Here is a 22,678-nt window from a genome sequence, read left to right as displayed (position 1 = left end):
CCCGCTACGACAAACTCGCCGTCGTCTACCGCGCCGCCGCCGTCCTCAACGCAGTCATCGCCTGGACCCGACATTTGTCAGACATGCTCTAGTTCCGCAACCAGTTCCGCAACTCGTCGGCCTGGAGGACTGCCGGACGGCGTCGATGTACGACCCTGGGTGGAGAAGGCGCCAGGGTCGAGCTCCGGCGTCCACCTGATGTGGGCCGAGTCAGACCGTCGATAGGTTCGGCGGTGTGATGACGTACGAGGTCAAGATCGAGGGATTCGGCAGCAGCGACGAAGCGCTTGCCGCGCAGACGCCGATCGCGCGCCTGGTGTGTCCGGTGGCGGACCACGACGGACCGTGCGAGGTGCCGTGGGGGTTCACGCTGTCCGATGGCCACGCCCTCGTCCTCGGCATCTACGCGAGCCCGCAGGAGGCGACCGCGATCGCCGATGAGGTACGCCGAACCACCGGTCACCGCGTCACTCTCACCGAAGCCGCACCCGGCGCATTCGGGGAACTCGAGGAGCAGTACCGCGTCGAGCACCCGACCGCGTGAGCCAAAAGACCACGTGAGCCAAAGACCACGTGAACCAAGAGACCACGTGAACCAAGAGACCACGTGAACCAAGAGACCACGTGAACCAAGAGACCACGTGAACCGAAAGACCACGGCGCGAACACCCGAGGGAACTGACCGACCGAGTGCGATCCGGGCGGTCAGCGCTCCGGCAGGTTGAGGCGCTTCAACCGTTCGTAGGCACCGGAGATGTGTTTCTCGATGCCGTCCTGCGCCGCCTGCGGATCGCCGAGTGCGAGCGCGTCGCGCAGCTCCTTGTGTTCGCTGTACCCGACCTCCAGGAAATCCGGGAAACTCGCGTTCCGGGCCCGCAGGAAAACCGTCACCTGGCCGCGGATCGACTCCCATACCCGCTGCACCCGCGAGTGGTCGCAGTACTTGTAGATGATGTCGTGGAACTGCAGGTCGAGCCGGACGGCGTCCTCGGGCGCGATCCGCGTGTCGACGCTCTTCATCTGCTCGAGCACCGCATCCATCTCGGCGAACCCGGCACCCTGCATCCGGGTGCACGCCCGGCCCGCCGCCAGCCGCTCGATCGCCCCGCGGAGCGTGTGCACCTCGTCGACGTCGGTCCTGGTCAACGTACTGACGAATGCCCCGCGATGCCGGCGCAGCTCGACATGGCCCTCTTCCTCGAGCCGCGCGAGCGCCTGCCGGATCGGACCGCGGCTGACCTTGAGCGCTTCGGCGAGCTCGGTCTCCTTCAAATGCTGGCCCGGCTGGAATTTGCCGCCGGTGATCATCTCCCGGAGCACGTCGGTGACGAGATCCCCGAGCGCGCGCTGCGACGGCAGGGACACGACGTCGTCCGGCATCATGCCGACCACCTCTCCAACAGCAACCTTTGACGGATCAGACCATAACTCGGATGCGGCTCTCTCTGTAGATTGTAAACAGTAAGTCATTGACAGTAAATAAAAGACAAGAGCAGACTCGGAACCTCCACTCAGGCAGAGCGGCACCGCGCCGACGCCGCAGTCGGCCGACCGTGAGGCAGCCCGATCCCCAGGGCAGAGAGAGGTCACGACGACGATGACCACTGACACGACCACCGAACCTGTCGTTCACACCGGGCGCACGTCGCTCGGCCCCTTCCCGCCGGCCGCCGCGCACGTCCCGGACGCGCCGCACGTCACCGCGGCGCGCATCGACGTCGACGCCGCGGACGTCCAGGCCCCACTGGCGAGGGTCTGGGAGAGCTTCGGTTACGACGAGTTCAACTGGACCTACACGCCGACCGGCAAGCGGCTGCTGCAGACCTTCGCCGACTTCTCCGGCGGCGGGTACTTCGTCCGCCCGCACTACATGTACTGCTCCGGCAGCGGCTTCGGCATCCCGCACTGGAGCTCCGGCAACGTCTACCACGAGGACGCCGACGGCAACCCGTACTACGACTTCACACTCCTCGACCAGGCGTACGACGCGATCGTCGGCGCCGGCCACCACGTCCTGGTGGAGCTCGGCTTCACCCCGCGGGACCTGCTCCCGCCGGAGGCCGCCGAGCTGACGGTCGTGCCGAGTCCCACGGCGTACACCAGCTACGAGGCAGGCGCCTGGGGATACCCGCCGAGCGACTACGGCAAGTGGGCCGGGCTGGTCAGCGCCACCGTCCGGCACTGCGTCGAGCGGTACGGCGAGGACGAGGTGAAGACCTGGCTCTGGGAGCTGTGGAACGAGCCGGACATCTTCTACTGGCGCGGCACCCTGCAGCAGTACAACGAGCTCTACACCGCGACCGTTGAAGCGGTTCACAGTGTGTTGCCCGAGGCAAAGGTCGGCGGTCCCGCGGTGACCAGCGGCGGACTGAACTTCCTGAAGGGATTCCTCGACTACACCTCGGAGCGCAACGAGCCGCTCGACTTCATCTCGTACCACACCAAGGGCTGCCGCTTCCCGACCCGCGACTACAAACCGTTCGGCGAGGCGCCGGACGAGCTGCTCAGCCCGTCGTCGACGAAGATGCTGTACGACCTGCGCGAGTTCAACCGGCTGATCGGTTCGTACGACGAATACACGCGACTGCCGGTGATCGTCGACGAGTGCGACGCGGCGGTCCCGGCCCACTTCGGCTGGTACGACAACCGCAACTACACCTTCCAGAACACCGAGTACTACCCGGTCTTCCAGGCGAAGCTGATGAAGAAGATCCTCGACCTGAACGCGACCGAGAGGGTGCAGGTGCAGTCCGCCACCTCGTGGAGCTTCTATTTCGAGGCCGAGCGGTACTTCGAGGGCACCCGCTCGTTTCTCACCGCGGGCGGCGTCGAGAAACCTTTCCTCAACGCGTACCGGATGCTCTCGCTGCTCGGCCGCGACCGTCTCGGCACGACCTCGGATGCCGCCTGGCAGGTCGGCGAACTCGACGACACCGACGGCAGCAGCATGCGGGAAGAGGTCGACGCGCTCGCCTCCCGGTCCGAGGACGGCAGCGTCGCGGTGCTGGTCTGGCGGCACACGGACGACCAGTGGAAGACCGGTTCCGGCAGCACGCCGGTCACCGTGACGGTCCGCAATCTGCCGGCCGGCTCGTACCGGCTGCGGCACCTGCGCATCGACGCCGAGCACAGCAACTCCTTCACCGTCTGGCAACGACTCGGCTCGCCCCAGGATCCGACTGCTGAGCAGCTGGCCGAGATCCACAGCCGGCAAGGTCTCGAGGAGCTCGAACCCGCACGTGAGCTCACGGTGGCCGGCGACGTCACGCTCGACGTCACCCTGCCGTTGCCTTCGGCATCGTTGCTGATCCTCGAGCCGAGCAGCTGATCCGGAACGAGAGGGCTGACCATGGACGTGATCACTCTCAACAACGGCGTACGGATTCCTCAGGTCGGATTCGGCGTCTTCCAGGTGCCGCCGGGCGACACCCAGCAGGCCGTCGAGCACGCGCTCGAGATCGGGTACCGGCACATCGACACGGCCGCGGCGTACAACAACGAAGCGGGCGTCGGCGCCGCGGTCCGCGCGAGCGGCCTGCCGCGCGAGGAACTGTTCGTCACCACGAAGCTGCGCAACGGCGAGCATGGATACGAGTCGGCGCTCCGGGCGTACGACGAGACACTGCAGCGACTCGGACTCGAGTACGCCGACCTGTACCTGGTGCACTGGCCGAACCCGGCCGCAGATCTCTATGTCGACAGCTGGCGCGCTCTGGAACGTATCTACATCGATGGAGGAGTCCGAGCCATTGGTGTCTCCAACTTCCTGACCGAGCACCTGGACCGGCTGGCGAAGGAGGGCGAGGTCGTACCGGCGATCAACCAGATCGAGCTGCACCCCACGTACCAGCAGCGCGAGCTGACCGCGCTGTGTCGACAGCGATCCATCGCGGTCGAGGCGTACTCGCCGCTCGGTCAGGGCGGCGATCTCGACGATCCGGTGCTGGTGTCGATCGCTGAAGCGCTTCACGTCACGCCTGCCCAGGTCGTCCTGCGATGGCACCTCCAGCTCGGCCACGTGGTCATCCCGAAGTCGGTGAACCCGGACCGGATCCGCGCCAACTTCGATCTCAGCGGCTTCGCCCTGACCGACGACCAGGTCGCGTCGATCACCGCGCTGGACAGCGGCAACCGGCTCGGCAGCGATCCCCGCACCTTCGCCATCAGCCAGATCAGGTAGGCCCGATCATGACGAGCAGATCCGTGCAGCTCACTCGGCGCGAACCCCGCCGGGTCTCGGTCGTCGCCCGCCCCGAACGACCACGGCACGGCTGGAAGAAGACCACCTGGATCTGGATCTTCCTGCTGCCGACCGTGGTGTTGTACGGCCTCTACACGCTCTATCCGATCATCGCGAGCTACTGGTACTCGCTGGTGGAGTGGAATGGCTTCGACGCCGACCAGCGGTTCGTGGGTCTGAGCAACTATCGCGCGGTGTTCGCGGATCCGTTGTTCTGGAACTCGTTCAAGGTCACGTTGCTGTTCATGCTGCTGGTGGTGCCGGCGCGGGTGTTGCTGAGCTTGCTGCTCGCGATCGTGCTCAATTCGCCGAAGCTGCCGTTGATCGGCGTCCTGCGGTCCGCGTTCTTCATCCCGGTGGTGACAACGACGGCGATCATCGGTGTGGTGATGCGGTTCGTGCTGGATCCGGCGAGCGGGCCGATCACCGCGATCCTGGCGAAGTTCGGCATCACCGGCGTCGACTTCCTCGGTGATCAGCACCTCGCGCTGCCGACGGCCGCGGTGCTGTACATCTGGAAGTTCTTCGGCGTCACGATGATCTACTGGCTGGCGGCGCTGCAGACGATTCCGTACGAGTTGTACGAGGCGGCGCGAATCGACGGGGCGAGCACGCGGCAACTGTTCCGGCACATCACGCTGCCGATGCTCAAGCCGTTCCTGATCATCATCACCGTGCTGACGGTCGAGGAGACGTTCCACAACTTCGATCTGATGTACACGCTGACCGGCGGCGGCCCGTACTTCCACACCGAGATCATCGAGATCTACATCTACCGGTGGGCGTTCGCCGCCTCGATCCCGCAGCTCGGGCACGCCTCCGCCGCGGCGGTGTTCTTCGGCGTACTCGTCGCGGTCGTCGGCGCGCTGCAGCTGTGGGGCGTGTACGCCGGACGCCGGCTGAGAGGAGAGCAGCGATGACCACCGCTGCCGAGAGCACCGGAACAGTCGAGCGCACCGATCGGCACCGGCGAGTGTTGCGTCGGCTGCCGTGGTGGACCGCCGCGATCGGCTTGGTGGGGATAGCGATCCTGTGGATCTTTCCGTTCCTCTGGATGCTGTCCGCGTCGCTGAAGGACAGCATGGAGATGTTCGCCGGCGGGCTGAAGCTGTGGCCGTCGACATTCGTCTGGGAGAACTACGCGCGGGCGTGGAACGACGCGCACTTCGGCCGGTACCTGGTGAACACGATCGTGGTCACGGTGATCACCGTTTTCCTGGTCACGATCCGGTGCGCACTGGCCGGGTACGTGCTGGCGCGGTACCGCTTCCGCGGGTCCAAGATCTTCCTCGGTGTGCTGGTCGCGACACTGTTCGTACCGACCGGCTACACGATCATCCCGATCGTCAAGATCTCGATGCAGCTCGGGCTGATCGACTCCCTCGGCGGGATGATCCTGGCCCTGAGCGGCGGCGCGTACGTGTCCGCGATCCTCATCTACTACGGGTATTTCCGGCAGATTCCGCGCGAACTGGAGGAGGCCGCGGTCGTCGACGGCGCCGGCTTCGTCCGGACGTTCTTCTCGGTGATGCTGCCGTTGGCGATGCCGGTGACGGCGACCGTTGCCGTGCTCACCTTCATCACCACCTGGAACGCGTTTTTCCTGCCGCTGGTGTTCACCTTCAGCCGCCCCGACCTGCGGACGGTGAGCGTGGGTATGCAGGCGTTCGTCGGCGAGACCGCGACCGACTGGTCCGGAATGGCCGCGGCCGGCGTGATCTCGATCGTCCCGGTGGTGGTCCTGTTCATCTTCCTGCAGCGCTACTTCGTCGAGGGAATCTCCGGAGCAGTCAAGTCGTAACGAAGGAGTAGAAACATGTCTGGTTTGACACGTCGCCGCCTGCTCGGCCTGTCCGCCCTCGCGGTGGCCGGCGCCGCGACCGGATGTAGCAGCGACTCCGGAGCACAGCCCGATGCCGCGAGTGGCGGAGCCACCGGAACGCTCGACTGGTGGGACCACTTCAGCTCGTTCAAGCGCCTCAACGACGACTGGGCGAAGAAGCAGTCCGGACCACTGAAGGCGAATGTCGGGCACACGTACTACGACGCGTCCAAGGCGACGCAAGCGTTTCAGCTGGCGCATCAGGCCAACAAGATGCCGGACGTCTACTCGAACGTGATCGGGTTGCCGCTGCCCGCGCTGGTGAGCGGGAAGTGGGTCCACGAGATGGCGATCCCGGCCGACATCAAGGCGAAGCTGCCGAAGGACGCCTTTACCGAGGGCATCACGCAACTGGACGGAAAACTGTACGGCTTTCCGATGTTCAGTTTCCGGCAGAGCTCGACGCTGGTCTGGGCGAACAAGGACCACTGGTCGAAGGCCGGCCTCGACCCGGACAACCTGCCCACAGACTACGGCGCCTTCAAGGACGCCCTCGGCAAGTTGAAGTCGGCCGGGGTGCAGCCGTTGACGCTGGCGATCGGCGCCGACGGCGGACGGATCCGGGACCAGGTCGACGACATGGCGCAGGCAGCCGGCTTCCCCGGGTACCAGGGGCTGCGGTTCGACACCGGCGAGTACGCCTATCACGACGACGCGTACGTGGGCGTCATCGAGTTCCTGAAGCAACTGAACGACGACAAGCTGATCATGCCGGGCTCGAACAACTTCGGCGTCGTCGATGCCCGGACGCGGTACGCCTCCGGGGCGGTCGCCACGTTCATCGACGGCATCTGGTGCGGCGGTGGATCCAAGGCGCTGGCTCCGCAGATCGTCGACAAGCTCGCGTCCGGGCGCATCCTCACACCGACGTCCGACCTGAAGCCGTGGTGCTACCGCGGCCGGCCCGCGTCGACGTACTTCGTGTCCGCGGACAGCAAGAACCCCGAACTGGCCGCGCAACTGATCGCGTCCTTCATGTCGGACGAGTACCAGACCGGGATGATCGAGGCGATGGACCAGCCGCCGCTGAACCTCGACCTGGTCGCTTCCTCGAAGGCCGTCGACGCCTACAAGAAGGGCGTCGAGTACTGCAAGGAAAACGTGTTCCTCATGCCGCAGGCGATCGTGAAGAACCCGGCCATCGCCCGCGTCGACGCCTTCCGCAAGCCGGTGACGCCGCACGTCGGCAACATCGTTCAGGGCTACCTCGGCGGCTCGATCAAGGACCTCAAGGCCGAACTCAAGAAGCTCAGCGACGCGACCAGCGCGGACCGCGCGCAAGCCTTGCAGAAGGCCAAGGCGGCCGGTGCGAAGGTCTCCGAGGCCGACTACGCCTTCACCGACTGGAAGCCCGGCCAGGACTACGGAGCCGCCAAGTGACCAGCGCCGGGAACAACGAGGAAAGCAGCAGCCGGGGAACCAACGCGGTGCGCAGCGTCGCGAATCGCACCGTCGTCGTCACCGGAGCCGCCTCACCCCGCGGCATCGGCCGCGCCACAGCGATCATGCTCGCCGCTCGGGGCTGGAACGTCGGCATCCTCGACATCGACGCCGCCGGCGGCGAAGCGCTCGCCTCCGAACTCACCACGACGTACAACGTCAAGACCTGCGCGGTCGCCGCCGACGTCGCGAACGAGTCCGAGGTGCGCGCCGCGATCGACGCCCTCGAAGCCGCCCTGCCACCGCTGGCCGGTCTCGCCAACATCGCCGGCGTCAGCTCGCCGGTTCCCTACCTGGAGCTGACGTCCGACGAGTGGCACCGCGTCATCAACGTCAACCTCAACGGCGTCCACTACGTCACCCGCCGCGTCGCCGAATCCATGGTCCGTCACCGCTACGGCCGGATCGTCAGCATCTCGTCGACATCGGCCCAACGCGGCGGCGGTACGTACAGCAAAACGCCGTATTCGGTAGCGAAAGCCGGCGTCATCGGCCTCACCCGAGCGCTCGCCCGCGAGCTGGGCCCGTACAACATCACCGTCAATGCGGTTGCCCCCGGCCCCATCGACACCGACATCATGGGCGGCCCGCTGTCCCCCGACCGCCGCGACGCCCTGGCCGCCGATCTCCTCACCAACCGCATCGGTCAACCCGAAGACATCGCTTCGGCCATCGCCTACCTACTGTCCGACGACTCGACCTACATCACCGGCCAAACCCTCAACGCGGACGGCGGCCTCTACATGCACTGACCGGCGCAGCGCGCGGCGGATGTCCTCCGCGCGCGACGCCAGCGCCCAGCTCTCGCGTCATTCGGAGAGCTGGGCGGGGAGGGCAACAGCACGGCCGGCCTGGATGACGCCCGGGGGCGGGTCCAGTTCGGCGTAGTTGCCGTCGGCACCGGGTTCGGATTCGGTGATGATCAGGTCGGCGGCGAAGCCAGGGGCGATCGAACCGACCTGGTCGGCGACGCCACACAGCGCGGCCGCTTCCGAGGTGGCGGCGGCGAGCACCTCGGCGGCGGTCAGACCGGCTTGGCGCAGGGCGCGGAGCTCGTCGACGATGCGGGCCTGCCGGCGTGCCTCGATACCGTCAGTGCCGGTGGCGATCCGGACCCCGGCCTCGCGCGCCATCAGGACGTAGTCGTCGAGCGCGGGCTCGATCCGCAGCGTCTTCTCGTTGATGACCGGCGAGAACCGTCCGCTGCGCGCCTGCTCGACGTCGTCGAGGAGCGCGCTCCGGGTCGGTACCAGCCAGCAGCCGCGCGAGGCCATCTCCGCGCATTGTTGCTCGGTGAGCAGGGCGCCGTGTTCGACCGACCGGGCACCGGCGCGGAGCGAGTGATCGAGCGCGGTTCCGCCGTAGCAGTGGACCATCACCGGCCGGCCGCGACGCGCTCCCTCGGCGACGGCTTCGGCGATCTCGTCGGCGGCGAAGTCCGGAGCGTCCGGTTCGTCGTACTCCGACGCCAGGCCGCCGGTCGCACACAGCTTGATCCAGTCCGCACCCGCGCGCACGAGCTCGCGGACCCGACGTCGCATCTCCGGGGCACCGTCGACGAGCGGATTCGGCCGACCGGGGTAGTCCGGTGTGTCGTACCAGGCGCTCGCCTCGAGTCCGGGGCCGGCCAGGAACCCGTCGGCGTGAGCACCGGTCGAGGACAACATCAGGATCGCGATCTGCAACCGCGGACCCGCGGTGAGGCCGCCGGCGATCGCAGCCTTCAGCCCTGCCTCGGAGCCACCCGCGTCCCGCGCGAAGGTGACGCCCGACCGCAGCGTCTGCCGGGCGGTGTCGGCGGCCTGCAGCGCCCACAGGGTGATGGGCCGCTGCATCGACTGATAGGGCTCCAAACTGTGCATGGTCAGATGCGCGTGGCAGTCGACCAGCCCCGGCATGATCCAGAGCCCGCCGGCGTCGAGCGAGTCGATGCCCTCCGCCCGGATGCCACGGCCGACCTGCGCGATCCGGCCGTCGCTCACCAGCAGGTCGACGCCGTCGGCGAACTCCCCGGCCGGGTCGAGCACCGCGGCTCCCCGCAGGACGTAGCGGTCAGGTAGCTGCTTCATCTCACTTGACCGCGAGCGGGCCGACGGCCGGGTACCGGTCGAGCCCGAAGATGTCCACCTGCGGTGACCGCTGCTGAGCGAGCATGCCGCCGTCGACCGGTACGACGACTCCGCTGATGTACTGCGCCGCGTCCGAGGCCAGGAAGGTGTACGTGTCCGCGAGATCCTGCGGCACACCCACCCGTCCGAGCGGTACCGTCCGGCCGCGCTCGGCGAGGACGTCCGGGCTGACGGAGCCGGCCGGCGCGACATCGATCGATCCCGGGGAGACGGCGTTGACCCGGATCCCGTACGGACCGAGGTCGAGGGCCAGCGCGCGTGTCAGCGCCTCGATTCCGCCCTTGGACGCGTCGTACGCCGCCTCGCCGCGATGAGCCTTGGTGGCGCCGCCGCTCGAGGTCGAGAGGATGACACCCGATCCCCGCTGGGCCATGTGCCGCGCGGCACGGTGCGAGCAGAGGAAGACGCTGCGCAGGTTGACGCGCAGCACCCGGTCCCACCACTCCTCGTCCGCGTCCAGGAAGTGCCGGGTCTGGCCGATCAGGCCGGCGGTGTTGACCAGCACGTCCACACTGCCGAACTCGTCGATCGTGCCGCCGATCAGGTCGTCCACAACGGACGCATCCGACGCGTCACCGATGACCCGCCGGGCGCTGACGTCCGCGGCCTCGACGCGTTCCGCGACGGCCTTCGTCTTGACCTCGTCGACGTCGTTGAGCGCCACGTCGGCCCCGAGCTCCGCGAAGCGGACCGCCACCGCGGAGCCGATGCCACCGCCCGCGCCGGTGACGACGACCACCTTGCCCTCGAATGTGCGGCTCATGAGAAGTCCTCCTAAGAAGTAAAGATGTCAGATCAGTTGAGTGCGGCCAGGAACTCGCGGGTGCGCTCATGGCGGGGCGCCGAGATCACGTCCTCGGCCGGGCCCGCTTCGACGACGCGGCCCTGATCGAAGAACAGCACCCGATCCGCGACCCGGCGGGCGAAGCCGATTTCGTGGGTGACGACCATCATCGTCATCCCTGACTCGGCCAGCGTTCTCATCACGTCGAGCACGTCGCCGACCAGCTCGGGGTCCAGGGCCGACGTCGGCTCGTCGAACAGCATCAGTTTCGGCTGCATGCACAGCGCGCGGGCGATCGCCACCCGCTGCTGCTGCCCACCGGACAGGCGGGCCGGGTACTGCCCGGGCAAGTCGGCGAGGCCGACCTTGGCCAGCAGGTCGTGGGCGCGTTCGACGACCTCTCGCTTCGGTTGCCGCAGTACCCGGCAGGGAGCCTCGACGAGGTTCTCCAGCACCGTCAGGTGCGAGAAGAGGTTGAAGTGCTGGAACACCATGCCGACGTCCACGCGCCGGCGACAGATCTCCTTGTCGCTCAGTTCGTACAGCTTGTTGCCCTTCTGGCGGTATCCGACGAGCTGGCCACCGACCCACAACCGGCCACCGGTGATCGGCTCGAGGTGGTTCACGCAGCGCAGCAGCGTGCTTTTCCCGGAGCCGGACGGACCGATGATGCAGACGACCTCACCGGTCCGCACCTCGAGGTCGACCCCGCGCAGTACCTCGTGCCGGCCGTACGCCTGCCGGACGTCCTCGGCCCGGACGACGACCTGCGCGTCCTCGGCCTGGACGGCCAGCTGCGCAGCCTCGCCGGGCGTCATGACGTCCTCCCGGCCGGACGCCGATTCCGCAGCAGCTCCCACAGTCGTGACAGCGGCGCGGGCTCGTTTCGGCGGGCACCGCGAGCGAAGCGCCGTTCGAGATAGAACTGGCCGACCGACAGCACCGAGGTGACGACGATGTACCACAGGCTGGCGACGATCAGCAGCGGAATCGTCTCGAAGTTGCTCGCGTACACCATCTGCGCCGAGTAGAGCAGATCGGGGACGGCGAGCACACTGACCAACGACGTGGTCTTCAGCATGCCGATGGTCTCGTTGCCGGTCGGCGGGATGATCACCCGCATCGCCTGCGGAAGGATGATTCTGCGCATCGTCTCCATCCGGGTCAGGCCCAGTGCGCTCGCCGCCTCGGCCTGCCCCGGATCGACCGAGAGGATGCCCGCGCGGACGATCTCGGCCATGTACGCCGCCTCGTTCAGACCGAGGCCGAGGACGGCGGCCATCAACGGCGTGATCAACTGGTTGGCGTCCAGCGCGACGCCCGGCAACCCGAAGGTGATCTTCGGGTACAAGGCCGCGAGGTTGAACCAGAACAGCAACTGGACGAGCACCGGCGTACCCCGGAAGAACCAGATGTAGCCGGAGGCCGCGCTGCGGACGACTGGGTTGGGTGACAGCCGTCCGATCGCCAGCAGGGTGCCGAGGAGCAGGCCGACAAGCATGCACAACGCGGTGAGTTCGAGGGTCACCAGGATGCCGCGGCCGATCGCGGTGTCGCGGAGGTACGCCATCACGACCGGCCAGCGGAACCGCTCGTTGGTGATCACCGACCAGGCGAGGGCTACCGCGAGGAAGAAGATGATCACCGCCGCCAGCCAGCGGCCCGGATGCTTGCGCCGGACAACGACCAGGGTGCCGGTCGCGGCGGTGGCGACGTCGGTTGCGGTCATGTCGAGGCCTCAGTACGACGCGAGCAAGGCGGCCGACGGGATGGACCATTTGTCCAGCAGCGCCTGCAGTCGACCGCTCGACGACAGCGTGCCGAGCGCCGCCTGGACCGCCGTGGTGAGTTCGGAGTCCTTGGGGAACGCGATTCCGGTCGTGACCGGCTTGTAGACGTCGCCCGGTGCGACCTCGAACTTGCCGTTCGACTTCTTCGCCCGGTACCCGCTCGGGATGCTGTCCTCCATGATGGCGTCGGCCCGGCCGCCGGTGAGCGCGAGATGCGCTTCGTCCAGCGTCGGGAAGTGCAGCACGGTGACAGCCGCCTGACAGTCCTTGGAGATCGCGGGCAGGTACTCCAGGCCTTGCACGCTGCCCTTCTCGCCGGCGAGCCGGCGTCCGCACAGGGTCGCCGGGTCCATCCGCAGACCGAGCGGATTGCCTGCGGGGACGACGAGCGCCGAGCCGTCCCGCAGGTACGGCACGAAGTCGACGACCTTTTCCCGCTTCGGGGTGATGAAGAAGCCCGAGATCCCGAAGTCGTACTTCTTCGCCTGCAGGCCGGGGATGATCGCGTCGAACGTCGACGCGACGTGTTCGGCCTTCAGGCCGAGGGTGGCGGCGATCGCATCCGACAGCTCGATGTCGAAGCCGATGATGGTCTTGCCGTCGGCGTCGAGGAATTCCATCGGAGCGTTCGCGGTGGCGCTCGCGATGGTCAGCGTGCCGCGGGACTTCACATCGGGCGGGAGCAGAGCCGCGGCTGCCGCGTCGGTCCCGGCCTGCTCGTGCAGGATCGACGCGGCCTGCGTCGGCGCGGAGTTCCCGCCCGAGCGGACCTCCGTACATCCGGCGGTGACAAGGGTGAACGAGAACGCGAGGACGAACGAAGCCCGCAGTATCGAGCGCATGGGGCCCTCCTGACTGATCACTCACCGGTCCCGCGACGGAACAGCTACGCCGCGGCGACCGGTGGTCGGTGGAAGCGAATGCGTTGCAGCCGGCCTTGGTGCTTGAACGATAGGGCGAAGATCACGTCGCGGTGTTGACGCTCTCTTCACCTCACCCGAAGCGGTTCTTCACCCGGCGGCGGGCGGCGTCGTCCGCGGTGTTTCGGCCGCCGCCGCGTTGCGCAGCAGGCGGATCATCTCGGTGACGCACGGCGAAGCGACACCGGTGTCACGGGTCACGACGAACACCCTGCGCATCGGCGGACGCGGCCGGATCTGTACGACGCGTACGTCGGGATGTGCGGTGTGCACCGACACCGCAGGCAGGAACGCGATCCCGACGCCGGCCGCGACCAGGGACTGCGCGATGTGGTAGTCGTCGGTCTCGAACGCGATCCGCGGCTCGAATCCCGCCCAGGAGCAGACGATCCGGGTGAACTCGTGCACGCTCGAGCGATGCGAGCTCGCGATCCAGTCCTCGTCGGCGAGCTCAGGCAGCGCCACCGCACCACGCTCTATCAAGGGATGACCAGCAGGCAACGCCACCAGCATCTCCTCGTCCAGCAACGCTTCGGCGACGAGATCCGATCCATGCGGCGCGACGACTCCGTCGTACTCGAAAGACAACGCCAGATCCAGTTCACCCTGCGCCAGGCGGCCGACGTACTCCTCGGGCTCTCCCTCGACCAGCCTGAGCTCGACCTCCGGCCACGCCGCGTGGAAACGGGTGAGCGCTTCGGCGACAACGGTTTCACCGATGCTACGGAATGTGGCCATGCGCAACCGGCCGCCGCGCAGACCGGCGATGGCCTTCACCTGGGCGTCGGCGAGATCCAGCTGCTCGAGGATCCATTCGGTGTGCTCGACCAAAATCTGACCGGCCTCCGTGAGCGCGATGCTCTGCGGGCCGCGTTCGACCAGGACGGCGTCGGTTTCGCGTTCCAGCGCGGTGATCTGCTGACTGATCGCCGACGGCGTATAACCCAGCGCGTCGGCCGCGGCTGTCATCGATCCACGGATGAAAACCTCGCGCAGGACCTTCAGCCGTCGCACGTCCAGCGTCGCGCCCGACGACTCCGCGGCCTCCTCCGGCCGCTGCGGCGCCGCGCTCATGTCTCGGCCCCGAGCCGGAGCAGCACGTCCCGGATCGCCGCCACCGCGGCCACTCGTTCGCCGCCGCTGCGGTACGTCGCGTAGATCCGGCGGCTGAGGCTCACGTCCGAGGGCTTGTGCACCTCGACGCCGCGGTGGTGGTTGGACGCCGAGATCCCGGGCAGAAAGGTCACACCCATGCCTCTGGCAACGAGTTCCTGAGCGATGTGGTAGTCGTCGGTGTGCATGACGATCCGGGGTACGAACCCGGCCTGTGCGCACGCGCGCTCGGTGAACCTGTGGACCGCGTTCGTCGGCGTGGACGCGATCCACGCCTGCTCGGACAGGTCGCTCAGCCGCAGCGGCCGGTTCTTCCGCCAGGATCCCGCGGGCAGCGCCACGTACAGGTCGTCCGAACAGATCAAGTCACGCGCGACACCTTCGGCGAAGTGGAGTGCGAGTTCGTCGTAGTCGTAGGTCAGGACGAGATCCAGCTCGTGCCGCCGCAGCGCGCCGATGTAGTCCTCCGGCTCGCCCTCGACGATGGTGATCTGGATCGCCGGATGGTGGCCCCGGAAGTACGTGATCGCGTCGACGAGCAACGACTCGCCCACGCTGCGGAACGTTGCGAGGCGCAACTGTCCGTAGCCGAGCCGCCCGACCGCGCGGACGTGCTCCTCGGCCGCGCGGAGCCGGGCCACCAGCTCTTCGGCGTGCGTGGCCAGGATCTGCCCGGCCGGCGTGAGACGCACTCGGCGGCCACCACGCTCCACCAGCGGCAGGCCTGCTTCCTCCTCCAGCACCTTGAGCTGCTGACTCACCGCGGACGGTGAGTACTGCAGGGCCTCGGCCGCCGCGGTCAGCGTCTCGTGCCGGCCGATCTCCATCAGGATCGCCAGCCGCCGGACACTGAGCCTGGACTGGAACTGCCGCGGCAGCTTCGTGTCGATGGCGCAACCTCCGCTCAAGTCAGCACATCAGCGAGCAGTCCCACCAACCGCTGTGAGGCCTGGTAACCAGGATCGCGATGAACGTTGAGCCCGGCAAGGGAAACGCCGAGCAGCTCCCCCGCACCCGCGACAGCCGCGAGCACCGCGCCGAGCTCGTCCCAGGTCAGTCCACCGCTGACCGGGAAGCTCACGGCCGGCATCACCGACCCGTCGAGGACGTCCACATCGAGATGCAGCCAGGTCGGCATCTCGTCCGCGGCGAGCAAGGCTTCGATCCGGCGGGTGATGGTCACCGCCCCGGCGGAGCGGACGGCGGCCGCGTCCACCACCCGTGCGTCCGGCAGCGCGGTCGCGGCCTCGACACCGCCGAGTTCGCGGCGTCTCACCAGGTCCGCGTCGCCGATAGCGAGGACGTCGCCCGCCTCGACCAGCGGTTGCCGGGTCGCGACAGCATGCAGTTCGGGCGCGTAGCCGGTCACGGCCGAGAGCGCCATCCCCGCGAGTTCGCCCGTACTCGTGGTCTGCGGGCTGAACAGATCGAGGTGGCCGTCGACAAACACCAGCCGGGGTGGCCCGGCAAAGCGCCGCAGTCCGCTCAGGGCTCCGGGCAGTACCGAGCAGCATCCACCCAGGACCAGCGGGCGCCAGTTTGCGTGCAGTGCGGCCGCGACCGCGTCTGCGATCACCTCGGTACCGGCGATCAGCTGCTGATACGCGATGACGCCGGTTTCCGGATCGCGCTCACTGTCGGTGAGCCGGACCGGGAGATCCCCGAAGTCCACCGCGCCGAGGTGTGTCACCAGCCCGTACTCGCGGAGTACCTTCGGCGCGTCGACCTCTCCTCTGCCGGCGCCCGATCCTTCCATCGGAGCGCCGATGACGAGCCAGCGGGCATCGTCTTGATCCGGTGTCACGTCCATGTCCAGCAGTCTGTCCCGGAGTCGGCCGCCGAGCATCGCCGTTCGCTTACACCGTCTGTGAGCCGGAGTTCACGATCAGAAGCGCGGCGCCACCACGCCGGTGACATTGCGATCCGCATCGACCAGGACGACTTCCCGCCACCGGTCGAAGAGGCCGCACGGATGCGAGACCCCGAACGGCAGCACGTCGCCGACCACCAGGTCGCACGCGTCCGGCACCTGGAGATGCAGATGCTGGTCGCTCAACGCGTCGACCTGGCAGCCCGGGGGCAGGTGATGCGCTGTTCCGTCCCGGTACCGCGTCCCCAGGGGAATCGGGAGGCCGGCGTCGAACGGCACGTGCCGCCGGCCGGCCGCCACGATGACGCGGCCCGGTTCGGGTCGCGACTGCACCCTGGCCCACAGTACGGCGGCCGGACGCAGCTTCGGCGCCACCTCGGTACGACCGGTTGGTGAGGTCCGCGCGTACAGACCGTGATCGTGGACGGCGTAGCAGCCGCTGCGCAGAAGCAGGGTCCCCGCCAGCCGGTTCACCGCCGGTCCGCAGATCTCCGCGACCCTGTCGAAGTACGCCGAACCACCCGCCGACACGATCAACTCCGAACCCGCTACGCCACCCATGCTGACCAACCGCTGAGCCGCGATGTTGAGGCGCCGCAGGAAGTCGTCGACGCCGCGCACTTCTGGTGCGGTCGCCGATCCACCCAGCAGACCTTCGAAGGCTGCCACGCCGGTCAGAGCTAGGCAGCGGGAGTTCCGCACCGCGTCGACCACCGCATCGAAGTCCCGCCACGACCGTACGCCGCCCCGGCCGCCGACGTACCCGACCTCGAGCAGGACCCGATGGCGTCGGCCGGGGACACGGGATCCGGCCTCGAACTGTTCGAGTCTGCGGTCGAGCCAGGCGACGCCCGCGGGCGAGTCGACGAATGACAGCACTTCGGTCCCGCTGGTTCGATGGATGCTCGCCCACGCGATGTCCTGCGGCTCGACCAGCTGGTTCGCGACCAGGATCCGGCGGGCGCCGGCTTCGACGGCGACCGCACCCTGCTGAGCGTCGGCGACCGTCAGACCCCAGGTGGACGGCTGTTCCACCAGTAACTCCAGGACGCGTCCGATCATCGTCGTCTTGGCGTGCGGTGCGATGACGATGCCGTGCTCCGCGCAGTACCGATCCAGCTGGGCGATGTTGTGCTTGACGTCCGCCAGATTCAGCGTGGCGATCGGATAGCGCAGCTCGGGACCGCCCACAGCCGTCTCGCTCAGGCAGGTCATCGGGCCGCGCCGATCGCTTCGACGAGTCGCTCGACCTCCTGCTCGGTGTTGAAGTAGTGCAGCGACGCCCGGACCACCGATCGCAGGCCGCGGCGTTCCATGTCGAGACGGGTCGACTCGACACCGGAGTGCCAGATGTTGATGCGCTGACGTCGCAGTTTGTCAACGAGTTCGCGGGGTTCACAGCCGTCCATCGTGAAGGTGACGATGCCACAGCGCAGGTCGCCCTGATCCACGACGGTGATCCCGCGCTGGTCGGCGAGCGCGGTCCGCAACCCCTCGCCGAGGACGCGAATCCGTTGCCAGATGCTGTCCATGCCCAGGTCGTTCGCGTAGCGTGCCGCGGCGCCGAGCCCGATCGTGCCCGCGAGGTTCGACTCGTACAGCTCGAAGCGGCGAGCCCCGTCGCGGAACTGGTAGCTGTCCCGCTCCACCCAGCGGGCGCCGAACAGATCCGCGTTCGCAGGGTGCAGCCGGCCGAGCGCATCCTCGTTGACATAGAGGAATCCGGTGCCGCGCGGCCCGCGCAAGTACTTGCGGCCGGTCGCCGTGATGAGATCCGCCTTGACGTCCCGGACGTCCAGCGGAAGCTGACCCACGGACTGGCAGGCGTCGAGCAGGAACAACGCGTCGCTGTCCGCCACCAGCGCCCCGATCTCCTCAGCGGGGTTGACCAGACCTCCGTTGGTCGGCACGTGCGTCACTGCCACCAGCCGTACGGATTCGTCCAGCAGATCCGCGAGCGCCTGCACGGACAGCTGGCCGGTCTCGTCGTTGTGGATCGGTACGACGTCGACGGCGAGCCGCTCCTGCAGTTGCAGGTAGGCGATGTAGTTGCTGGCATACTCGGCGACTGACGTCAGCACCCGGTCGCCTGCCTTGAAAGGCACCGAGTTGAAGGCGAGTTGCCACGCCCGGGTGGCGCTGTCGGCGAACGCGATCTCATCGGGATGCGCACCGATCAGCGCGGCCACGTCGTCGTACGCGGACTGGATCTGGTCCGCCCGCTCGATGGCAGCCTCGTAGCCGCCGATCCGTTGCTCGAGCTCTAGGTATTCGTAGACCGCTTCGGTCACCGGTCTCGGCTGGAGCGAGGCACCGGCGTTGTTGGCGTGCAGGACGTCGCCGCACGCCGGCGTGTCCTTGCGCAAGGCATCGATGTCCATGGCAACCTACCCGGCCGTCAACAGGGTTTGCGGCAGGCCGCCGAGCCGCACGGCCCCCTCGTCGGTCACGACAACAGCGTCCTCGATCTGCAGCCCGGCCCGGCCGAGCAGGTAGTACGGCGTTTCGATGCACAAGGTCATGCCGCTCACCAGGACCTCGGTCGACGCCGACGTCACGCCCGGCGGTTCGTAGATCTCCAGCCCGATGCCATGACCGCAGTGCGTCCGGTCGTAGTCAGGCACTCCACTGGCTCGCGCGGTCTCGACCGCGGTCGCGAACAGCTCACCGGCACGGACACCCGGCCGAACCTGGTCGATCGCCGCCTGCTCCGCCGCGACCAATCCGTCGTGGATTTCGCTCAGCTCCGGATCGACCGTGCCGAACGCCGCGGTCCTGGACATGTCCGCGTGGTACCCCTCAAGAGTGCAGCCGATGTCGAACCGGATCAGATCGCCCTTGCGCAGCTCGCGATCGGACACCGGCATGTCGACCAGGGCGCCGCGCTCGGAGAATCCCAGTGCGCTCAGCAGTGGATGGGCGTCGTACTCGACCATCACTCCGCGCACGACGCGGAGCAGCTCGCGTTCCGTGACGCCTTCCCGCGCGTCGGCGAGCGCAGCCAGGATCGCTGCCTCACAGGCGAGGTTCGCCCGGCGCAGGCAGTCCAGCTCGTACTCGTCCTTGACCGCGCGCGCCCGGAAGAACACGTCGGGGTCGGCGGTCGCCGTCACGTCCGGGCGTGCCTCGAGTACACCGCGCAGTACGTCGTCGGGAACCTGGCCGTCGTGGACCAACGTCCGTACGTCGGGCAGCGTGGCGAGTGCGTCGAGAATCGCCTCGACGGGACTCCGCCCGCCGGGCTCGGGACTCACGCGCGACGTGTCGCCCCGATAGGTGAATCGCCCGTGCGGGTGGACGTCGGCGCGCTCGTACAGCTCGCAGATCCAGCCCAACTCCGACGCCGGGGCAACCACCCGGCAGGTGCTGTCCGGTGCGACGAGCACCTGGAGCACGCCCCGGTTGTAGTAGGTGTGCGGTACGCCGGCGAGGCCGGTGAGCCAGCGGACATTGGCGGTCGACCCCACGATCGCGATCGCATCCACGGGCAGCGCCGCGCCCAGCCGGAGCCTTCGGGTACGGCACAGTGGTTCGACTCGTGAGAAGTTCAGGTAGACCACGGGGTCACCGCCTGGCCAGGTTGCGCAGCAGGAACAGCAGGTTCGCCGGGCGCTCGGCGAGACGTCGCGTGAAGTACACGAACCAGTCGGCCCCGAACGGCACACAGATGCGCACGTGGTGGCCTTCCTCGACCAGCTGTTCAGCCAGTCCGAACCGCACGCCGTACAGCATCTGGAACTCGTGGTCCGCTTGGTACTTCAGCGCGGCGTTCTTGGCCTCCGCGACCGCCTGTTCGTCGTGCGTGGCGACAGCGGTGAATCGCGCGTGCGCCAGAGCGGTGCGCACGAGTTGGAGGTACGCGGCATCGACCTGCGCCTTCTTCTGCAACGCGACCGCGGGCGGTTCGAGATAGGCGCCCTTCACCACGCGGATGTTCGGCTCGAGCGGAAGCAGACCGATCAGATCGTTCATCGTCCGGTGCAGGTACGCCTGAAGGACCACACCGGTGTTGTCCAGACCCTCACTGCGCAGTCTGCGGTAGATGTCCAGTGTCTGGTCGACCACGTCCGATTGCTCCATGTCCAAACGGACAAAGGCACCGTGCTCCGCCGCGAGGGCCACCACGCGACGTGCGTGCCGCCACGCCAGCTCCGGATCCAGCTCCAGGCCGAGGTGGGTCAGCTTGATGGAGAACGTCGTATCCGCTCCGCGCGCCGCGACCTCCGGAATCAGGTCCTCGTACCCCGCGGCCGCGGCGGCCGCGTCCTCCGTGGTGTGAATCGCCTCCCCGAGCGCGATCACATACGTCCGCATCCCACCGGCCTGCAGCCGGTCGAGGACCGGGATGCAGTCGGCCAACGTCTCCCCGGCCACAAACCTGTTGGCCCCGGCCTCGAGCCCGCGCCGATTGGCGAGCGCACTGATCCACGGATTACCCGCCGCAGACAAGATCACCGACCGAAACGCCGCCCGGCCGATCCGATCCGGTACGAGAACTGGCGACACCGTCCATCACCTCCCTGACTGATGCCCCAGACGCTATGCCGCCCCACCTCCCCTTGCTGTGCACACTTCTGAACACCCCAATTAGCCAAACTGGACGCTCCGCTCGTCGGTGGTAGAGCGGACCGACGACCCGGATCCGAGTAGCTCTCGGCCGACCGACTCAGTCGGCGGCACGGCGGTCTCCGGATGGCTGGCGCGCTTCCCGATCCTGGTTCCGGCAGTACAGGCGCTGTCTGAACCCACTGAGGCCCACCGTCTCCAGGGCCGCGCCGCGCGGCCCTGGAGACAACGCCCGGGACACGCGTCAGCCGAAGGCCTCCGGCCCGAAGCGGCCGACGACCACGAACAGGGCGAGGGCCAGGTAGACGACGTTCACCGCGGCGTGGGCGCGTTCGCGGCGCCGGGACGTGACGATCGCGGCGCCGACCATGATGATCGCCAGTCCGATCGCGGCCACCGGCACGAGCACCGGGACGATGTCGAGGGCGGCCGGTACGATCAGGCCGATGGCACCCAGGATCTCGAGGGTGCCGAGGGTTTTGACGAAGGCCGGGCTGAACTGGTTCACCCAGCCCGCACCTCGAGCCTTGGCCAGCTTCTCGTAGGGGATGAACAGCTTGTTGGCACCCGCGAAGGCGAAGGCGACGGCCAGCAGGCCGGCGACGATCCACAGCGCGAGGTTCATGAGTTTCTCCTTGGTGGTTACCTCGGCCCTTCCGGGCCCGTCATCACCTATGACGGGCCTTGTCGGCAGGAGGTAACAGATGACCGGATCGGAGCGGCAGAACGCCGTCGCGGAGGCGTTCATGGCCGAGCGCGAGCGGCTGGTGGCAATGGCGTACCGGATCCTCGGCTCGCGGGCGGACGCCGAGGACGCCGTCCAGGAGGCGTGGCTGCGGCTCGCGCGCCAGGATCCGGCCACGATCGACAACCTGTCCGGCTGGCTGACAACCGTGGTCGGGCGGGTGTGCATCGACACGCTGCGCGCGCGCAAGACCCGGCCCGTGGCGTCGCCGGACGACGCCGTACCCGAGTTCTTCGTGACCGAGGACACTGCCTCGGCGCCGGAGGACGACGCCCTCCTGGCGGATTCGGTCGGGTTGGCGCTCGTCGTGGTCCTCGACAGCCTGAGCCCCGCCGAGCGACTGGCGCTGGTGCTGCACGACATGTTCGCGGTGCCGTTCGAGGAGATCGGCCAGATCCTCGGCAAATCCACGGACGCCGCCAAGATGCTCGCCAGCCGGGCCCGCCGGAAGGTTCAGGGCACACCTCGCCCGGACGGCGAGCGGCACCAGCAGCGTGAGGTGCTGAACGCGTTCCTCGCGGCGGCCCGCGAAGGAGATTTCGAGGGATTGCTGCGGGTGCTCGACCCGGAGGTGACGTGGCGCACGCATACCGCACACGGTGTGGTCGTCAAGCTCGGCGCGACCGAGGTGGCGACGAGCGTCCAGCGCGGCGCGTACGCGAAGGGCACCCCCTATCCGGTCCTTGTCGACGGCGAGCCGGGAATCGTCGTCTGGACCGCGAGCGGCCACCCCCTGGGCATCCTGATGTGCACGGTCGTCGACGGCCGGATCGTCGAGATCACCTCGCTGCGCGACCCCCGCCGACTCGCCACGATGAACCTCCCCGGACGCCCCGACTGACCCAGGCGGCCACGACGGCAACGCTGGTTTGCCAAAGCGTCGACACTCTGCCGCCAGCCGGCCGCGATGGATCGTGCAGGCCCGATGGAGAACCCCAACACGCGGGGTTATCCGCTCGAATGCCGTGCCGCGAATCAGCCGGCGGTGATGCAGTCAGCGGGTGATGTGGTCAGCGGGTGATGTGGTCAGCGGGTGATGTGGTCGGCGGTGTTCGGCACGCGGTGACGGTGCGGCGTCGTGGCGGTGGGTGGTGGCGTGGGGTGGTGGTACGGCGTGGGGGTGGTGGCGTGGTCGTCGGCGCTACCGGGTTTCCACAACACGGTGGGTTCACCCATCGTGTTGTGGGTTCCGTACCCTT

Annotated in this window: 22 protein-coding genes; 8 read left to right on the top strand and 14 right to left on the bottom strand. The window is 67.9% G+C overall.

The window, feature by feature from the left end:
• The first annotated feature begins 235 nt into the window (after nt 1-235).
• Nucleotides 236-544: a hypothetical protein gene (locus AB0B82_RS32505; RefSeq protein ID WP_360177386.1), complete on the top strand. Its 309-nt coding sequence runs from the start codon at nt 236-238 to the stop codon at nt 542-544.
• Nucleotides 545-705: 161 nt separating this feature from the next.
• Here the strand turns inward: AB0B82_RS32505 and AB0B82_RS32500 are convergent, their stop codons facing one another.
• A complete protein-coding gene (locus AB0B82_RS32500) occupies nt 706-1,383 on the bottom strand; it encodes a GntR family transcriptional regulator (protein WP_360177383.1) in 678 nt (225 codons plus the stop codon).
• Nucleotides 1,384-1,597: 214 nt separating this feature from the next.
• Here AB0B82_RS32500 and AB0B82_RS32495 point away from each other — a divergent pair, with 214 nt between their 5' ends.
• From AB0B82_RS32495 to AB0B82_RS32470, 6 genes are read left to right on the top strand one after another with little or no spacing between them, the layout of a single operon-like run.
• Entirely contained in the window at nt 1,598-3,328 is a 1,731-nt protein-coding gene (locus tag AB0B82_RS32495; protein WP_360177380.1) for a glycoside hydrolase, read from the top strand.
• Between the two features lie 15 nt (nt 3,329-3,343).
• Nucleotides 3,344-4,180: an aldo/keto reductase gene (locus tag AB0B82_RS32490; protein ID WP_360177389.1), complete on the top strand. Its 837-nt coding sequence runs from the start codon at nt 3,344-3,346 to the stop codon at nt 4,178-4,180.
• 8 nt (nt 4,181-4,188) lie between these two features.
• Complete coding sequence (locus tag AB0B82_RS32485; protein ID WP_360177377.1) at nt 4,189-5,160, top strand: sugar ABC transporter permease; 972 nt, start codon at nt 4,189-4,191, stop codon at nt 5,158-5,160.
• Nucleotides 5,157-6,041, top strand: a complete 885-nt coding sequence (locus AB0B82_RS32480; protein WP_360177374.1) for a carbohydrate ABC transporter permease — start codon at nt 5,157-5,159, stop codon at nt 6,039-6,041. The genes AB0B82_RS32485 and AB0B82_RS32480 overlap by 4 nt, the downstream gene beginning before the upstream one ends.
• Before the next feature lie 15 nt (nt 6,042-6,056).
• Nucleotides 6,057-7,502: an ABC transporter substrate-binding protein gene (locus tag AB0B82_RS32475; protein ID WP_360177371.1), complete on the top strand. Its 1,446-nt coding sequence runs from the start codon at nt 6,057-6,059 to the stop codon at nt 7,500-7,502.
• Nucleotides 7,499-8,314, top strand: a complete 816-nt coding sequence (locus tag AB0B82_RS32470) for an SDR family NAD(P)-dependent oxidoreductase (RefSeq protein WP_360177368.1) — start codon at nt 7,499-7,501, stop codon at nt 8,312-8,314. The genes AB0B82_RS32475 and AB0B82_RS32470 overlap by 4 nt, the downstream gene beginning before the upstream one ends.
• Before the next feature lie 57 nt (nt 8,315-8,371).
• On the opposite strand, the gene AB0B82_RS32465 is transcribed toward AB0B82_RS32470, so the two are convergent.
• From AB0B82_RS32465 to AB0B82_RS32405, 13 genes are all read right to left on the bottom strand, one after another.
• Complete coding sequence (locus AB0B82_RS32465) at nt 8,372-9,631, bottom strand: amidohydrolase family protein (protein WP_360177365.1); 1,260 nt, start codon at nt 9,629-9,631, stop codon at nt 8,372-8,374.
• Between the two features lies 1 nt (nt 9,632).
• Entirely contained in the window at nt 9,633-10,454 is an 822-nt protein-coding gene (locus AB0B82_RS32460) for an SDR family NAD(P)-dependent oxidoreductase (protein ID WP_360177363.1), read from the bottom strand.
• Between the two features lie 32 nt (nt 10,455-10,486).
• Nucleotides 10,487-11,293: an amino acid ABC transporter ATP-binding protein gene (locus AB0B82_RS32455; RefSeq protein ID WP_360177361.1), complete on the bottom strand. Its 807-nt coding sequence runs from the start codon at nt 11,291-11,293 to the stop codon at nt 10,487-10,489.
• Nucleotides 11,290-12,204 (bottom strand): amino acid ABC transporter permease, encoded by a 915-nt coding sequence (locus tag AB0B82_RS32450; RefSeq protein WP_360177359.1) that lies wholly within the window; start codon nt 12,202-12,204, stop codon nt 11,290-11,292. Before AB0B82_RS32450 ends, AB0B82_RS32455 begins: the two co-directional genes overlap by 4 nt.
• A 9-nt stretch (nt 12,205-12,213) precedes the next feature.
• Entirely contained in the window at nt 12,214-13,107 is an 894-nt protein-coding gene (locus tag AB0B82_RS32445; RefSeq protein ID WP_360177356.1) for an ABC transporter substrate-binding protein, read from the bottom strand.
• 168 nt (nt 13,108-13,275) lie between these two features.
• Nucleotides 13,276-14,259, bottom strand: a complete 984-nt coding sequence (locus AB0B82_RS32440) for a LysR family transcriptional regulator (protein WP_360177353.1) — start codon at nt 14,257-14,259, stop codon at nt 13,276-13,278.
• A complete protein-coding gene (locus AB0B82_RS32435; protein WP_360177350.1) occupies nt 14,256-15,206 on the bottom strand; it encodes a LysR family transcriptional regulator in 951 nt (316 codons plus the stop codon). Before AB0B82_RS32435 ends, AB0B82_RS32440 begins: the two co-directional genes overlap by 4 nt.
• Nucleotides 15,203-16,108, bottom strand: a complete 906-nt coding sequence (locus AB0B82_RS32430; RefSeq protein WP_360177347.1) for an arginase family protein — start codon at nt 16,106-16,108, stop codon at nt 15,203-15,205. Before AB0B82_RS32430 ends, AB0B82_RS32435 begins: the two co-directional genes overlap by 4 nt.
• A 75-nt stretch (nt 16,109-16,183) precedes the next feature.
• Nucleotides 16,184-17,383: an alanine racemase gene (locus tag AB0B82_RS32425; protein WP_360177344.1), complete on the bottom strand. Its 1,200-nt coding sequence runs from the start codon at nt 17,381-17,383 to the stop codon at nt 16,184-16,186.
• Nucleotides 17,380-18,549: an aminotransferase class V-fold PLP-dependent enzyme gene (locus AB0B82_RS32420; RefSeq protein ID WP_360177341.1), complete on the bottom strand. Its 1,170-nt coding sequence runs from the start codon at nt 18,547-18,549 to the stop codon at nt 17,380-17,382. Before AB0B82_RS32420 ends, AB0B82_RS32425 begins: the two co-directional genes overlap by 4 nt.
• A 6-nt stretch (nt 18,550-18,555) precedes the next feature.
• Nucleotides 18,556-19,653, bottom strand: coding sequence for a Xaa-Pro peptidase family protein (locus tag AB0B82_RS32415; RefSeq protein WP_360177338.1), 1,098 nt, complete (start codon nt 19,651-19,653; stop codon nt 18,556-18,558).
• Between the two features lie 79 nt (nt 19,654-19,732).
• Nucleotides 19,733-20,674 carry a proline dehydrogenase family protein gene (locus AB0B82_RS32410; protein ID WP_360177335.1) on the bottom strand — a complete coding sequence of 314 codons (942 nt, stop codon included), beginning with the start codon at nt 20,672-20,674 and terminating at the stop codon, nt 19,733-19,735.
• Nucleotides 20,675-20,978: 304 nt separating this feature from the next.
• The gene (locus tag AB0B82_RS32405; protein ID WP_360177332.1) at nt 20,979-21,359 is read right to left on the bottom strand and encodes a DoxX family protein; all 381 of its coding nucleotides are present in this window, start codon (nt 21,357-21,359) and stop codon (nt 20,979-20,981) included.
• A gap of 79 nt (nt 21,360-21,438) precedes the next feature.
• On the opposite strand from AB0B82_RS32405, the gene AB0B82_RS32400 reads away from it, so the two are divergent.
• Nucleotides 21,439-22,320 carry a sigma-70 family RNA polymerase sigma factor gene (locus tag AB0B82_RS32400; protein WP_360177329.1) on the top strand — a complete coding sequence of 294 codons (882 nt, stop codon included), beginning with the start codon at nt 21,439-21,441 and terminating at the stop codon, nt 22,318-22,320.
• Nucleotides 22,321-22,678: the final 358 nt, after the last annotated feature.

It is taken from the genome of Kribbella sp. NPDC048915 (assembly GCF_040649595.1).
In the GTDB taxonomy this organism is placed as follows: Bacteria; Actinomycetota; Actinomycetes; order Propionibacteriales; family Kribbellaceae; genus Kribbella.
Note: the sequence above shows the minus strand (reverse complement) of the source record. Positions and strands in the feature narration are given on the sequence as shown.